A 14,660-nucleotide genomic window follows, 5' to 3' on the forward strand; every position below is an offset into this window, starting at 1 on the left:
TGCCCCATGAATCAGCGCCCGTACGGATGCCCGACGCACCGGCGGCCGTACGGACACCCGCACGTCTCCTCCCGCCCGAGGGGGCTCCGTGCAGGGGGTGCTGAACGGCTTCGCGGTGATCGCCGTGGTCATCGCGGTCGGCTATGTGATCGGGCGTCGCGGTTATCTGGGGGAGAACGGACGGGAGGTACTGACCAAGCTCGCCTTTCACGTGGCCACGCCCGCCCTGCTGTTCACGACGCTCGCGCAGGCCGACCTGTCGGTGATCCTCTCCCGTGGGCTGCTGGTCACGGCGATCAGTACGTGCGCGGTCGCCGGGGTGTTCGTCGCGGTCGGTGTCGTACGCCGCTGGGGTGTGGGCCGCACGACGATCGGCGCGCTGTGCTCCAGTTACGTCAACGCGGGCAACCTCGGCATCCCAATCGCCGTGTACGTGCTCGGCGACGCCTCGCTCGTGGCGCCCGTGCTGCTGTTCCAGCAGATCGTGATGACGCCCGTCGCGCTGACGATCCTCGACCTGTCGGGGCCGGGCGAGAAGAGCTCGCTGTGGCAGCGGGTGACCACACCGGTGCGCAATCCGGTGGGGATCGGCTCCCTCTCCGGGGTGGCGGTCTCGGCGAGCGGCCTGACGGTCCCGGGCCCGGTCCTGGACCCGCTGACGCTGATCGGCAACATGTCCGTACCGGCCGTCCTGCTGGCCTTCGGCATCTCCCTGTGCGGCAGCACGATGCCGGGCCGCGGCCCCGACCGCCATCTGGTCCTGCTCTCGGTCGCCCTGAAGTCGGCGGGCCAGCCCCTGGCGGCCTGGGCGCTGGCCGCGGGCGTCTTCGGCCTGCACGGTGCCGCGCTGCTCGACGTCGTGGTCACCGCGGCGCTCCCGTCCGCCCAGAACCTCTTCACCTACGCGTCCCGCTATCGCGTGGGCGAGGTGCTGGCCCGCGAGGCGATCCTGCTGTCGACGATCCTGGCGATTCCGGTACTGGTGGTGGTCGCGGCGTTGCTGGGGTGACGGGTCCGAGAGGGAAGTTGTCGGGGTGATCGGCCCGGAGGAGAAGCGGCAGGTCAGGCGATACGTTCCAGTACCACCGGCGCGGCCGTGAACTCCGTGCCCTCGCCCGCGACCTCGTACGACCCCTCGACCGCCTCCAGCGCGTACGCGAACCGCTCCGGGGTGTCCGTGTGGAGCGTCAGCAGGGGCTGGCCCTCCAGCACCGTGTCGCCCGGCTTCGCGTGCATCTCCACGCCCGCGGCCGCCTGCACCGGGTCCTCCTTGCGGGCGCGGCCCGCGCCCAGGCGCCAGGCGGCGATGCCGATGCCGTACGCGTCCAGGCGGGTCAGGACACCCGAGGACGGGGCCTTCACGACGTGCTGTTCCCTGGACGTCGGCAGCGGAGCGTCCGGGTCGCCGCCCTGGGCCGCGATCATGCGGCGCCACACGTCCATCGCCGAACCGTCCGCCAGTGCCTTTGCCGGGTCCGCGTCCTTCACGCCCGCCGCGTCGAGCATCTCGCGGGCCAGGGCCAGCGTCAGCTCGACCACGTCCGACGGGCCGCCGCCCGCCAGGACCTCCACCGACTCGCGGACCTCCAAGGCGTTGCCCGCCGTCAGGCCCAGCGGGGTAGACATGTCCGTCAGGAGCGCGACCGTCTTCACACCGTGGTCCGTGCCCAACCCGACCATCGTGGACGCCAGTTCACGCGCGTCCTCGAGCGTCTTCATGAAGGCGCCCATGCCCGCCTTCACGTCCAGGACCAGTGACCCCGTACCCTCCGCGATCTTCTTCGACATGATGGAGGAAGCGATCAGGGGAATCGATTCGACCGTTCCGGTCACGTCCCGCAGCGCGTACAGCTTCTTGTCGGCGGGGGCCAGACCGTCGCCCGCCGCACAGATCACCGCGCCGACGCCGTCCAGGACGTTCAGCATCTCCTCGTTCGAGAGCAGCGCCCGCCAGCCCGGGATCGACTCCAGCTTGTCGAGGGTGCCGCCGGTGTGGCCGAGGCCGCGGCCCGACAGCTGGGGTACGGCGGCCCCGCACGCCGCCACCAGCGGTGCCAGTGGGAGCGTGATCTTGTCGCCCACTCCGCCCGTGGAGTGCTTGTCGGCGGTCGGGCGGGACAGCGACGAGAAGTCCATGCGCTCGCCGGAGGCGATCATCGCCGCCGTCCAGCGGGCGATCTCACCGCGGTTCATGCCGTTGAGCAGGATCGCCATGTTGAGGGCGGCCATCTGGTAGTCGGCGACCTCGCCGCGCGTGTACGCGTCGATGACCCAGTCGATCTGCTCGTCGCTGAGCTCACCGCGGTCCCGCTTGGTGCGGATGACGGAGATGGCGTCCATGGCCATGGCTTTCCTTCCGAGTTACTTGGTCAGATGGCCGGGCCCGAAAGCCTGCGGCAGCATCTTCGACAGCGGCAGGATTCCCGCCGGGGTCTCCAGGAGCAGGTCCGGGCCGCCGAACTCGTACAGCAGCTGGCGGCAGCGGCCGCACGGGACCAGGACCTCGCCGCGGCCGTCCACGCAGGTGAAGTGCGTCAGCCGGCCGCCGCCCGTCAGCTGGAGCTGGGAGACGAGGCCGCACTCGGCGCACAGACCGAGGCCGTACGAGGCGTTCTCGACGTTGCAGCCCGAGACCGTGCGCCCGTCGTCGACGAGGGCCGCGACCCCGACCGGGTAGCCCGAGTACGGGGCGTACGCCCGGGACATGGCGTCCCGGGCCACCGCACGCAGTGCTTCCCAGTCGACGGTCGCGGAGACGTTCCCGGAGGAGCCCCCCGGGGAGTCCCCCGAGGAGGACGTCACTTGCCCTGCCCCCTCCGGTAGGGCATGCCGTCCGCCTTCGGCATGCGCAGGCGCTGCGCGGACAGTGCGAGGACGAGCAGCGTGATGACGTACGGCGTGGCGGAGACGACCTGGTTGGGGACCTCGTTGGTGGTCGCGTACCAGGTGAACACCAGGGCGCCGATCAGCAGGGTGATCGCGGAGGCGTTGTACTTCTTCCGCAGCGCCAGCCAGATGGCGCCGATCACCAGCAGGATGGCGGCGAGCAGCAGCAGTGCGTGGACGTTCGAGGAGCCGCCGCGCAGGTTGAGGCTGTCGGTGTAGCCGAACAGGCCGGCGCCGATGGCGAGTCCGCCCGGCATCCAGTTGCCGAAGATCATCGCGGCGAGGCCGATGTAGCCGCGGCCGCTGACCTGGCCCTCCAGGTAGAAGGGGTTGGCCACGATGGAGAGGAAGACGCCGCCGAGACCGGCCAGGCCGCCGGAGATGATCACGGCGATGTACTTGTACTTGTAGACGTTCACGCCGAGCGACTCGGCGGCGATCGGGTTCTCGCCGCAGGAGCGCAGGCGCAGGCCGAAGGGGGTGCGCCACAGGATCCACCAGGTGGCGGGGACCAGCGCTATGGCGATCAGGGTCAGCCAGGAGACGTTGGTGACCAGGCCGCCGAGCAGGCCCGCGAGGTCGGAGATCAGGAACCATCCCTCGCGGTTGAGGTCGCTCAGTCCGTCGGAGAGCCCTGGGATCGTGAAGGCGCCCAGGGACTCCACCGGCGGGGACTGCTTGCCCGTGGCGCCGGGGAGGCCCTCGAAGGCGAGCGGGGCGAGGTAGCGGGTGGCGCCGAGGGCCAGGATGTTGATGGCCACACCGGAGACGATGTGGTTGACGTGGAAGGTGACGGTGACGACGGCGTGCAGGAGGCCGCCGATCGCGCCGCCGATGATGCCGACCAGGATGCCGGTCCACGGGCCCCACTGGTAGCCGGCCCAGGCGCCGAACCAGGTGCCGAGGATCATCATGCCCTCGAGGCCGATGTTGACGACGCCCGCGCGCTCGGCCCACAGACCGCCGAGACCGGCGAGGCCGATCGGTACGGCCAGTTCGAGCGCGGTGGACATCTGGCTGACGTTGGTGATGCCGTCGGCGCCGGTGATGATGCGGACGATCGAGGTCAGCGCCAGGGCGCCCGCGATGACCAGCAGAAGGACGGGAAGCGACAGCCGGCGGCCGCCGGGTGCCGCGGGCTGCAGTGTGGGCTGGTTGACGTCGGTCGCGGTGGTCATCGGCCCGCCACCTCCTTCTCGGTGTTGTTGTCGGAGGAGGCGCCGAGGACGTGGCCCGCGGCGAGTTCCGCGCCGACCTGGCGCTGCTGGCGGCGCAGACCCCATTCGCGTACGGCCTCGTAGGAGACGACGACCGCGAGGACGATCAGGCCCTGCATGATGACCGCGATCTCCTTGTCGTAGCCGTGGAAGTCGAGCTCGGGCGAGGCCTTGTCGAGCCAGGCCCACAGCAGGGCCGCGAAGGCGATGCCGGTCGGGCTGTTGCGGCCGAGCAGGGCGATGCCGATGCCGAGGAAGCCGATGCCGGTCGGGAAGGCCAGGCTGTAGGTGTGGGTGTCGCCGAGGAGGATCGGCAGCCCGGCGAGGCCGGCCATGCCGCCGGAGAGCAGCATGGCGGCGAGCACCATGCGCTTGGGGTCCACTCCGCTGGCCGCGGCGGCGGACTGCGAGGCACCCGAGGCGCGCAGGTCGAAGCCGAAGCGGGTGCGGTTGAGGACGACCCAGTAGCCGATGCCGAGCAGGACCGCGACGACCACGAAGCCGTAGATCTCACCGGCCGCGCCCATGTCGATGCCGGGCAGCCAGCCGGATTCCTTCATCTCGCCGGTGGTGTTGTTGTTGCCGACCTTGACGCCGAAGACGTTGGGCAGCCACAGGTAGCCGATGACGGAGGTCGCGATCGCGTTGAGCATGATCGTCGCGACGACCTCGCTGACACCGCGGGTGACCTTCAGGACGCCGGCGATGCCCGACCAGAACATGCCGGTGAAGACCGCCGTGAGGATCAGCAGCGGAACCTGGAGGACCGCGGGCAGCGCGACATGCGCGCCGACGATCGCGGCCGCCATGGCGGCGAGCTGGTACTGGCCGTCCACGCCGATGTTGAACAGGTTCATCCGGAAGCCGATGGCCACCGCGAGCGCCGCGATGTAGTACATCGAGGCCTGGTTGATGATCAGGACCTGGATGTCGGAGAACGTGGCCTGCTCGAACATCAGCGTGTACGGCTCGACCGGGTTCTTGCCGGAGGCGACCAGCACGATCGAGGTCAGGGCCACGGCCACGACGAGCGCGATGACCGGTCCGGCCACCGCGAGGAGCACACGCTCCCTGTCGAACTTCTTCATCAGCGGGCCTCGTCTTCCGGGGCGTCTGCCTGCTCTTCGAGCTGCTCTACGAGCTCTTCGTTCTCGAGGTGTCCGGAGGCGGCGCCGGTCATGGCCGAGCCGAGTTCCTCCGGGGTGATGGTGGCCGGGTCGGCGTCCGCGACCAGCTTGCCGTTGTAGATCACGCGGAGGGTGTCGGACAGGCCGATCAGCTCGTCCAGGTCGGCGGAGATCAGCAGCACGGCGAGACCCTCACGGCGGGCCTCGCGGATCTGGTCCCAGATCGCCGCCTGCGCGCCGACGTCCACACCGCGGGTGGGGTGGGCGGCGATCAGGAAGCGCGGCTTGTGGCTCATCTCGCGGCCGACGATCAGCTTCTGCTGGTTGCCGCCGGACAGGGAGGCGGCGGTGACGTCGATGCCGGGCGTGCGGACGTCGTACGCCTCGACGATGCGCCGTGTGTCCTCCTGGGCGGCCTTCGGGTCCAGCCAGACGCCCTTCGCGTTGGGCCGCTCGGTGACGTGGCCGAGGATGCGGTTCTCCCAGAGGGGGGCCTCCAGGAGCAGGCCGTGGCGGTGGCGGTCCTCGGGGATGTAGCCGACGCCCTGCTCGCGGCGCCTGCGGGTGGGCCAGGCGGTGACCTCTTCCTCGGCGAGCGTGATGGTGCCGGAGTCGGCGTGCTTGAGGCCGATGAGCGCGTCGACCAGCTCGGTCTGGCCGTTGCCCTCGACACCGGCCAGGCCCAGGACCTCGCCCGCGTGGATGGTGAAGCTGATGTCGTCGAGGAGCGCCTTGCCGCCGGGTGCTTCCAGCCGCAGGTCCCTGACGGTCAGTACGGGGCGGTCGGTGACCGTGGACTCCGCGGTCTCCGGCGTGGGCAGTTCGCTGCCCACCATCATCTCGGCGAGCTGACGCGACGTCGTCTCCGCGGGAACGGCCGTACCGACCGTCGTACCGCGGCGGATGACCGTGATCTCGTCGGCGACCGAGAGGACCTCGCCCAGCTTGTGGGAGATGAAGATGACCGACAGTCCCTCGGACCTGAGCTCGCGCAGGTTGGCGAAGAGCGCCTCCACCTCCTGCGGCACCAGGACGGCGGTGGGCTCGTCCAGGATCAGCGTGCGGGCGCCGCGGTAGAGGACCTTGAGGATCTCCACGCGCTGGCGGGCGGCGACGCCGAGTTCCTCGACCAACAGGTCGGGGCGCACCCCGAGGCCGTACCGCTCGGAGATCTCCTGGATCTTGCGGCGGGCCCGGCCGCCGATGCCGTAGAGCTTCTCGCTGCCCAGCACGACGTTCTCGAGGACGGTCAGGTTGTCCGCGAGCATGAAGTGCTGGTGCACCATGCCGATGCCACGGGCGATGGCGTCGGCGGGCGACGAGAAGGAGACCTGCTCGCCGTCGACGGCGATGGTGCCCTCGTCCGGCTTCTGCATGCCGTAGAGGATCTTCATCAGCGTCGACTTGCCGGCGCCGTTCTCGCCGACGAGCGCGTGGACGGTGCCTTTGCGGACGCTGAGGTGGATGTCGTGATTGGCCACGACGCCGGGGAATCGCTTTGTGATACCGGCGAGTGCGACGGCGGTCACCTGACCGTTGACCGCCGCGCCGGCCGGAGGGCTGCTGGACGCGTTGATGGCGCACTCTCCTGGTGAAGGGGGTCGTCTAAGCGCGCCCCTACGGCATCGGAAGAGGGGCGACGCACCGCCGACAACGGGGTACGGGGAGCCAGACTCCCGGTGCCCCGTTGAGCGGATGTAACCCCGCGGTTACCAGCGGCCCCCGGGGGTCGCTTGGCTGCTCGTGGTACTGCTGGGTCAGCTGGTCTTGACCTTGATCTCGCCGCTGATGATCTTCTCCTTGGCCGTCTCGATGGCTTCCTGGAGCTCTGAGTCGTCCTTGAACTTCGGGTTGGAGTCCGCGAGGCCGACCTGGCCGGTCTTCAGATCGCCCCTGACGATACCGGTCTCGGGTTTGCCGTCCTCGACCGACTTCGCCAGGTTGTACACCGCCTTGGCGACGTCCTTCGTCGCCGAGGTCAGGATGGAGTTCTTGTACTTGGCCAGGGCTTCCTGCTGGTACTGGTCGGAGTCGACGCCGATCGCCCACACCTTGCCCGCGGCGGCGGCCTCGATCACACCCTGGCCCGAAAGACCGGCCGCCTGGTAGACGACGTCGGCCTTCTTCTCGAGCTGGCTCTCGGCGGCCGTCTTGCCCTTGTCGGGGCTGGAGAAGCCGCCCTCCTCCGCGGTCTGCGTCAGATACTGCGAGAGCACTTTGACCTTGGGGTTCGTGTCCGCGACACCCTGCTTGTAACCCGCCTCGAACTTGTGGATCAGCGGGATGTCCACACCGCCCACGAAGCCGACCGTGTTCGTCTTCGTGGACTTGGCGGCGGCCACACCGGCGAGGTACGAGGCCTGCTCCTCGGAGAAGACCAGGTCCGCGACGTTCTTCGCCTCGATGGTGGAGTCGTCGACGATGCCGAACGTGGTGTCCGGGAGCTTCTCCGCGGCGTCCTTCACAGCCGTCGCGTACGCGTAGCCGACGCCGATCACCGGGTTGTGACCCTGCTTGGCCAGCGAGACCAGACGCTGCGTCTTGTCGGCGTCCGTCTCACCTTCCGTGGGCTCCAGGTCGGCGGTCTCGTAGCCGAACTCCTTCTTCGCCCTCTCCAGGCCCGCGTACGCGGCGTCGTTGAAGGACTGGTCGCCCTTGCCTCCGACGTCGTAGGCGATGGCGAGGCCCTTGTCACCCTTCGACTCCGAGGACGCGGAGGTCGAGGTGCCGCCGCAGGCGGCGAGGACGAGGGCGAGAGAGGTGGTCGCGGCGCCTGCGACCGCGAGGCGGGAAACCCGGCGCATGTGTTCTTGCTCCTGTCGTACAAAGCGGCCTTGGTGAAGTCCGGTGCGATACCGCGCCCCGTAAGGGGCGCGGGGCTGTGTCAATGTGCGGCTGCGCCGCGATGGGGGTCCCCCCGCTCGAGCGAAGCCGAGAGTGGGGGAGCGACCAGCCCCCACCGGCCCGCGCCCGCGGCGGAGCCGCAAATCGATACAGCATCACGGTTCTTCCAGCGGAGCGCCAAGCGTCTGAAGGTGGGGCCCCGGCGCTCGCTTCGCCGCAGAGTAACGCGCGTAGACCCGCGAGGAAAACCCTCCTGTTCACCTTGTTATGCGGCCGTGAGCAACGCGGTTGTGCGGGCGTGAGCAACACGGTTGTGGCGCCGCGGCCGAACGCAGCAGGTCCGGCGAACGACGAGCGGGCGGGCGCTCTGGGCGCCCGCCCGCTTCCCCCCGGTCCTGCCCGATCACTCGTTACTCGGTCTTGACCTTGATGGTGCCGTCGATGATGGCCGCCTTGGCCTTGTCCACGGCGGCCTTGAGGCCGGCGATCTTCGCGTACTCCGGGTTGGTCTCGGAGAGGCCGACGCCGTCCACCTTCAGGTCGAAGGTCTGCACACCGGTCAGCGGCTTGCCGTCCTCGACGGACTTGGCGAGCGAGTACACCGCACCGCCGACGTCCTTGAGCGCCGAGGTCAGGATGTAGTTCTTGTACTTGGCCAGCGGCTTCTGCTCGTACTGGTCGGAGTCGACGCCGATCGCCCACTTCTTCTCGGTGGCGGCGGCCTCGATCACACCCTGGCCGGAGAGGCCGGCGGCCTGGTAGACGACGTCCGCGTTCTTCTCGAGCTGGCTCTCGGCGGCGGCCTTGCCCTTGTCGGGGCTGGAGAAGCCGCCCTCCTCCGCGGTCTGCGTCAGATACTGCGACAGAACCTTGACCTTGGGGTTCGTGTCCGCGACACCCTGCTTGTAACCGGCCTCGAACTTGTGGATCAGCGGGATGTCCACACCGCCCACGAAGCCGACCGTGTTCGTCTTGGTCGCCTTGGCGGCGGCGACACCGGCGAGGTACGAGGCCTCGTTCTCGGCGAAGACCAGGGACGCCACGTTGTCGCCCTCCACGACCGAGTCCACGATGCCGAAGCTGACCTTCGGGTACTTCGAGGCGACCTGCTTCATCGCGGGGCCGTACGCGAACCCGACACCGATGATGGGGTTGTAGCCCTGCTTGGCCAGCGAGGTCAGGCGCTGCGCCTTGTCGGCGTCGGTCTCACCCTCGGTGGGCTCGATGTCGGCCGTCTCGTACCCGAACTCGCTCTTGGCCTTCTCCAGGCCGGCGAACGCGGCGTCGTTGAAGGACTGGTCGCCCTTGCCGCCGATGTCGTAGGCGATGGCGAGGCCCTTCTTGCCCCCGTCGTCGTCACTGCTTCCGGCTTCGTCACTGGTGCCGCCACAGGCCGTGGCAGCGAGCGCGAGCGACGCGACCCCCACCGCGACTCGGGTCAGTTTGGATATCCGACGCATCTCGAAGTTCCCCATTCTCATGAGCCCCGCAGTGGGTGCTGAGTTCGGCGCACAGTAACGCGCGTAGACCCTGCGGGGAATGGGGTACCACCGTGCTGTTATCCATTCGTGCCAATGGCCGGTTAAGTCCTTGTGAACCACGACCTCGAAAGGTGCGTTTGGCCCATAACACCCCGCGCGGACCTCACGCACCGTATGTCTTGTGCGGCCTCTACGTGACGGTGCGCGCGCCGTGGGGGCACGCACACCAGGCTGCCTCGGGGCGAGCGAACGGCCGCCGGGCCTACCGGGCCCCGTCGAGGAGGGCGGCCGCGGTGAAGAGTTCGACGCCGACGGTGATGGCGTGCTCGTCCGCGTCGAAGTCGCCCTGGTGCAGATCCCGTACGCCCCGCTCGCCCGGCGTCCGCACCCCTAGGCGGGCCATCGCGCCGGGCACGTGCTCCAGGTACCAGGAGAAGTCCTCGCCGCCCAGGCTCTGCTCGGTGTCCTCGACGGAGAGGGCGCCGCGGCGGACGGCCATCGCCTCGCGGAGCAGGTCGGTCGTCACCGGGTCGTTGACGACGGGCGGGACGCCGCGGATGTAGTTGATCTCCGACTTGGCCTTGTAGAGGTTGGCGATCTCGTCGATGGCCGCGTGCAGGAGGTCGGGAGCGGCCCGCCAGGAGTCGAGATCCAGGCAGCGCACGGTCCCGGACAGCTCGGCGTGCTGCGGGATGACGTTGCAGGCGTGCCCGGACTCGATACGGCCCCAGGTCACCGCGAGCCCCGACCGCGCGTCGACGCGGCGGGCGACCAGGGCCGGTACGTCAGTGACGACGCGGGCGGCGGCCGTGACGAGGTCGGTGGTCAGGTGGGGGCGCGCGGTGTGACCACCCGCGCCGTCGAGCGCGACCTCGAGCCGGTCGCACGCCGAGGTGATGGGTCCGTGCCGCAGCCCGATGCGCCCCGCGTCGACCCGCGGATCGCAGTGCACGGCGACGATACGTCCGACGCCCTCCAGCGCCCCGGACTCGATGGTGTCCGGCGCACCGCCGGGCAGCACTTCCTCGGCGGGCTGGAAGATCAGCCGTACGGCGCGCCGCAGCAGCCCCTTCTTGTGCAGCTCGGCGAGGACGAGCCCCGCGCCCAGCACCACCGTCGTATGGACGTCGTGCCCGCAGGCGTGCGCACGATCGGGCACGGTCGAGCGATACGCGCAGTCGGCCTTCATGTCCGGGATGGGCAGCGCGTCGATGTCGGCGCGCAGGGCGAGCATGGGCTGGGCCGGGTCCGGTTCGCCGATGTCACAGAAGAGCCCGGTTCCGATCGCGAGCACATGGGGCTGGAGCCCTGCTCGCTCCAGCCGCGCCTTGATCGCCGCGGTGGTACGGAACTCCTGGTTGCCGAGCTCCGGGTGCATGTGGAGGTCGCGGCGGAACGCTACGAGTTCCGCGCGCAGGCTCTCCGGGAGCGTGCCCGGCAGCACGGCTCCCCCGGTCGTTTCGGCCTCGGACTCTCGGGACATCAGTTGCTTCACCCTTTGAAGGGTAGGGCGACACGGGGGTCGGCCGACCCTCGATCAACAAAACTTCAGCCCGTCAGGGGAGGAAAACCTGGCCGCGCAGCGCATACATATCGCCCGCGATGGGTACACTCGACCAGCTTTCCGCAGGCTTGGATCTTACCGCTCGCCCGTGAACCGAACCATTCGAACCGACTCCAGGACCATGGAAACAGGATCGTTGGAACAGGATCATTCGAAGCCGACTCCAAGACCCTGGGCCCTGGGCCCTGGGCCCTGGGCCCTGGGTCACTCGAAACCGACGGTCACCTGAAGAACGTGTGAACCGCGGTCGCCGTGCCCACCCCGCCCAGTATCGTCGCCCAGCGTGAGTGAACCGGACTTCATACGCGACACCCGTACGTCCTACGACACCATGGCCGCCGAGTACGCGGACCACTTCCCCGACGACCTGGCACGTAAGCCTCTGGACAAGGCGCTGATCAACGGGTTCGCCGAGCTCGTGCAGGAGGCCGGGGTCGGGCCCGTGGCCGATGTCGGATGCGGGCCGGGCCATGTGACGGCGTATCTCAACACCCTGGGCATCCCGGTGTTCGGGATCGACCTGTCGCCGAAGATGGTCGCGGTGGCCCGCGACGCGTATCCCGAACTTCGTTTCCACGTGGGCTCGATGACGGCCATCGACCTCCCCGGCGACGTACTCGGCGGAATCGCGGCCCTGTACTCGACCATCCACGTCCCCGATGACCAACTCCCGGACGTCTTCGCCGAGTTCCACCGCGTGCTCGCCCCGGGCGGTCACCTGCTGCTCGCCTTCCAGGCCGGTGACGAGCAGGGACGTCTGACGGAGCGGTTCGGGCACGCCATCTCGCTGGGCTACCACTGGCGGCGCCCTGAGACCGTCGCCGGGCTCATCGGCAAGGCCGGACTCCTCATGCACGCCCAGGTCGTCCGCGAGCCCGGCGAGGACGAGAAACTGCCGCGCGCCTTCCTGCTGGCCCGCAAGCCGCAGTAACCCCGTCCCTGACGGGGCGCCGTACAGCACCGGGCTCCGCCGAATCCGCTCAGTCCTTCGCCGTCGTGCGCCCGTGCAGCACCAGCGTTCCCGCCACCGTCCCCGCCAGCAGTGCGAGAGCGACCAGGGCCGGGATGAGGGCGACCCCCACGCCCGCGCACAGGCACAGGACCCCGCCGACAACGAGGACCACGGACCGGCGCCCGGTGGCGCGCAGCAGGATCGCCGCCGACGCGACGAGAAACACGCCCACGCCTCCCGGCAGCGCCCAGGCCACCACGCCGTGCAGGGGCTCGGAGAGGTCGTAGTGGCCGGTGTCGGCGACCTGCTGAAGGGCCTTCTTCATGCCCAGGGCGGTGAGGACGACCCCGGCGACGAGCGGCATGTGGAGGAAGGTGTAGACGTCGCGGGCGAGGCGCGTACGGTCGTCGCCGTCCAGCGCGGCCAGCCGGTGCTCTGCGACCTCGCTGATCCGGCGGAAGTACAGCCGCCACAGCCCGGCCACGACGAGCAGGCCCGTGGCCGCCGCGGCCAGCACGGGCGCGGTCATGGCGAAGCCGGACACTCCGACGCCGATCGCGACGATCGACTCGCCGAGGGCGATGATGACGATCAGGCCGTGCCGTTCGGAGAAGTGGCCAGGTGAGGCCACGCGCCAGCCGGAGGAGCCGGTGACGTAGATCCCGAGGTAATCGATCGCCACGGCGCCGAGCCAGATCAGTATCTGTGTGAGACCGGTGTAGGCGCTGCCGACCAGGAGCAGGGCGAACGGCGGCGCCACGGAGAACAGCGCGGTCCGGCGGATCGTGGCGTGCAGGGCCCGGTCGTCGGGGTCGGAGATCCAGTACATGACGAGGTGGAGGATCCGTACCGCGCCGTAGCAGAGCACGAACACCAGGGGCACGGGCAGGCCTCCCCCCTTGTCGGCGTAGACCTCCGGCACGGTCAGTGACACGACCAGGACCACGGCCATCACCGCGACCAGTACGCCGGACATCGCCCCGGAGTCGGCCCGCACGACGTTGCCGAGCCAGGAGAAACAGCACCAGCACCACCACAGCAGCGCGAGCACAACCAGCCCGCCGAGCAGTCGCAGTGCCGTCGGGTCGGCCGCCATCAGCGCGGTGACCTGCGTGATGGCGTACACGAAGACCAGGTCGAAGAACAGCTCGGCGGGCGTGACCCGATGTCCGTCGTCCGTGGCGACGATCCTGGAACGATCACTGTGTGCGGCCACAACTCCCCCTTCGCGACCAGGCCCCCCAGCCCGGTCTCCCCCGCGCTGCACCCTACCCAGATCGCGGCTCGGAGCAGGTGGCCTTGATGCACCTCAGGAATTCACATCAGGTCGCCTCGGGTCGCCTCAGGTCGCCGGGACCGCTGAGATCGCCGACAAGCGGTGTACGTCGCGGGCCGTTCCCGTGACTCCCGACAGGAAGCCCTGGGCGCGCGGGGAGGCCGTCTCGGTGAGCCAGGCCGGGTCGATGTCGCAGACCGCGACCCGGACCTCCGTGCCGGCGAGCGCCAGCGGGAGGGTGTGGACGACCGTCGACGGGAAGCTGAGGATCGTACGGCCGATGGGGCCGCGGCGGGCGATCAGTTCGAGGGGGAGGTCCGGGCGGACGATCTCCAGGCCGGTCTCGACGGCCAGCCGGTGGAGTTTGTCGGTGCTTTCGCGGCGGTGGGCGAAGTAGCGGGTCGCGCCGTAGGTCTTGGTGAGACCCTTCACCGCTTCCAGGTAGCGGTCGCTGTCCACGACGCCCGTCTCCACCAGGGACGTGCCCACGAGGTCGGCGCCCTTGGTGAGGCGCGGCGGGCCGAAGCGGGCGCGGGTCCAGGCGAAGTCGTTGGCCGTGATGTGGACGCCCTCGGGCGTCTCGGTGATCGGCATGGAGGAGAAGACCTCCACGCGGCGCCCGGCGCGGGGCGTGAGGCGGCGGCGTGCCCGGGCCGAGACCGGCGCGAACACCAGGTCGCGGGGTCCTGGGCGGCCGCCTCGCCGGTGCCAGCGCACCAGGCGTTCACCGCGGGCGAGTTGGGAGACGAACTCCATCGTCGCGGTGCCGTCGTCCACGACGACGAGGTCGCGGGCGCGGGTGATGGTGAGGAGGAGTTGTACGTAGCGGGAGAACGGGTCGCCCATCACTATCCGTTCCGCCCTGCGCAGCAGCGGGGCCAGACCGCCCACCGTGTGGAAGGGCGCCGTCGCCCCGCCACGCGCCTCCTCCCAGCGAACCTCGTGCCCCTCGCCCCGGGCCAGCTCCGCCATACGGCGCAACTGCCCCCGGGTCATGGGGTCGTTGGGCGAGAGGACCACGAGGGTGAGCCCCGCGGTGCCCCTCGCGGGGGCGGAGGCGGGGTCGGTGCCCGTGGCCGGGTCTGCGACCGGGCGGGTGCTCCCCGGCCGCTCACCGGACGCCGCCTCGGCGGCATACGGCGCCGCGACGGCCGTCGGCTCGTCGGTCACCGGACCCGTTATGGGCGTCGGCCCCGCCGCAGGTGCGGCCGACGGGCCTGGTGTCGGCCCCGCTGGTTCCGTTCCCGGCAGCATGGCTGCCGAGCCCGTCCCCGACTCTGCCGAGGGCGCCGGGCCCCCGGCCCCCGCGCCCT

The 14,660-nt window shown here is 69.9% G+C and carries 12 protein-coding genes; 2 read left to right on the forward strand and 10 right to left on the reverse strand.

Translation table 11 applies throughout. The annotated features are described in order from the left end of the window. The first annotated feature begins 88 nt into the window (after positions 1–88). On the forward strand, positions 89–1,009 hold the full coding sequence (locus tag G5C60_RS30105) for an AEC family transporter (RefSeq protein WP_165264140.1): 921 nt from the start codon (positions 89–91) through the stop codon (positions 1,007–1,009). Between the two features lie 53 nt (positions 1,010–1,062). Here G5C60_RS30105 and G5C60_RS30110 read toward each other — a convergent pair whose 3' ends face one another. The 8 genes from G5C60_RS30110 to G5C60_RS30145 all read right to left on the reverse strand — a co-directional run bounded on the left by G5C60_RS30110 (position 1,063) and on the right by G5C60_RS30145 (position 11,038). Further along, on the reverse strand, positions 1,063–2,346 hold the full coding sequence (locus G5C60_RS30110; RefSeq protein ID WP_165264141.1) for a thymidine phosphorylase: 1,284 nt from the start codon (positions 2,344–2,346) through the stop codon (positions 1,063–1,065). A gap of 15 nt (positions 2,347–2,361) precedes the next feature. Further along, a complete protein-coding gene (locus G5C60_RS52405; protein ID WP_165264142.1) occupies positions 2,362–2,802 on the reverse strand; it encodes a cytidine deaminase in 441 nt (146 codons plus the stop codon). Beyond that, complete coding sequence (locus G5C60_RS52410; protein WP_165264143.1) at positions 2,799–4,064, reverse strand: ABC transporter permease; 1,266 nt, start codon at positions 4,062–4,064, stop codon at positions 2,799–2,801. The genes G5C60_RS52405 and G5C60_RS52410 overlap by 4 nt, the downstream gene beginning before the upstream one ends. Further along, complete coding sequence (locus G5C60_RS30125; protein ID WP_165264144.1) at positions 4,061–5,191, reverse strand: ABC transporter permease; 1,131 nt, start codon at positions 5,189–5,191, stop codon at positions 4,061–4,063. Before G5C60_RS30125 ends, G5C60_RS52410 begins: the two co-directional genes overlap by 4 nt. Then, positions 5,191–6,759, reverse strand: a complete 1,569-nt coding sequence (locus tag G5C60_RS30130) for an ATP-binding cassette domain-containing protein (RefSeq protein WP_165264145.1) — start codon at positions 6,757–6,759, stop codon at positions 5,191–5,193. Before G5C60_RS30130 ends, G5C60_RS30125 begins: the two co-directional genes overlap by 1 nt. A gap of 228 nt (positions 6,760–6,987) precedes the next feature. After that, positions 6,988–8,034 (reverse strand): BMP family lipoprotein, encoded by a 1,047-nt coding sequence (locus G5C60_RS30135; RefSeq protein ID WP_165264146.1) that lies wholly within the window; start codon positions 8,032–8,034, stop codon positions 6,988–6,990. 450 nt (positions 8,035–8,484) lie between these two features. Beyond that, the gene (locus G5C60_RS30140; protein ID WP_165264147.1) at positions 8,485–9,534 is read right to left on the reverse strand and encodes a BMP family lipoprotein; all 1,050 of its coding nucleotides are present in this window, start codon (positions 9,532–9,534) and stop codon (positions 8,485–8,487) included. Between the two features lie 283 nt (positions 9,535–9,817). Continuing rightward, positions 9,818–11,038: a M20 family metallopeptidase gene (locus G5C60_RS30145; RefSeq protein ID WP_165264152.1), complete on the reverse strand. Its 1,221-nt coding sequence runs from the start codon at positions 11,036–11,038 to the stop codon at positions 9,818–9,820. A 364-nt stretch (positions 11,039–11,402) separates the two neighbouring features. Between G5C60_RS30145 and G5C60_RS30150 the strand changes: the two genes are divergently transcribed. Next, positions 11,403–12,050: a class I SAM-dependent DNA methyltransferase gene (locus G5C60_RS30150; protein WP_338145973.1), complete on the forward strand. Its 648-nt coding sequence runs from the start codon at positions 11,403–11,405 to the stop codon at positions 12,048–12,050. A gap of 49 nt (positions 12,051–12,099) precedes the next feature. Here the strand turns inward: G5C60_RS30150 and G5C60_RS30155 are convergent, their stop codons facing one another. Together G5C60_RS30155 and G5C60_RS30160 are read right to left on the reverse strand one after the other, a co-directional pair. Next, on the reverse strand, positions 12,100–13,287 hold the full coding sequence (locus G5C60_RS30155) for a low temperature requirement protein A (protein WP_165264148.1): 1,188 nt from the start codon (positions 13,285–13,287) through the stop codon (positions 12,100–12,102). A gap of 126 nt (positions 13,288–13,413) precedes the next feature. After that, positions 13,414–14,601, reverse strand: a complete 1,188-nt coding sequence (locus G5C60_RS30160; protein WP_165264149.1) for a hypothetical protein — start codon at positions 14,599–14,601, stop codon at positions 13,414–13,416. Positions 14,602–14,660: the final 59 nt, after the last annotated feature.

Source organism: Streptomyces scabichelini, from assembly GCF_011045015.1.
GTDB lineage: Bacteria > Actinomycetota > Actinomycetes > Streptomycetales > Streptomycetaceae > Streptomyces > Streptomyces scabichelini.

Bases quoted from the DNA above. Each gene is read 5' to 3' on its own strand.
- G5C60_RS52410 (WP_165264143.1), bottom strand. From the start codon at position 4,064: ATGACCACCGCGACCGACGTCAACCAGCCCACACTGCAGCCCGCGGCA.
- G5C60_RS30140 (WP_165264147.1), bottom strand. From the start codon at position 9,534: ATGCGTCGGATATCCAAACTGACCCGAGTCGCGGTGGGGGTCGCGTCG.
- G5C60_RS30145 (WP_165264152.1), bottom strand. From the start codon at position 11,038: ATGTCCCGAGAGTCCGAGGCCGAAACGACCGGGGGAGCCGTGCTGCCG.
- G5C60_RS30110 (WP_165264141.1), bottom strand. From the start codon at position 2,346: ATGGCCATGGACGCCATCTCCGTCATCCGCACCAAGCGGGACCGCGGT.
- G5C60_RS30160 (WP_165264149.1), bottom strand. From the start codon at position 14,601: ATGCTGCCGGGAACGGAACCAGCGGGGCCGACACCAGGCCCGTCGGCC.
- G5C60_RS30135 (WP_165264146.1), bottom strand. From the start codon at position 8,034: ATGCGCCGGGTTTCCCGCCTCGCGGTCGCAGGCGCCGCGACCACCTCT.
- G5C60_RS30125 (WP_165264144.1), bottom strand. From the start codon at position 5,191: ATGAAGAAGTTCGACAGGGAGCGTGTGCTCCTCGCGGTGGCCGGACCG.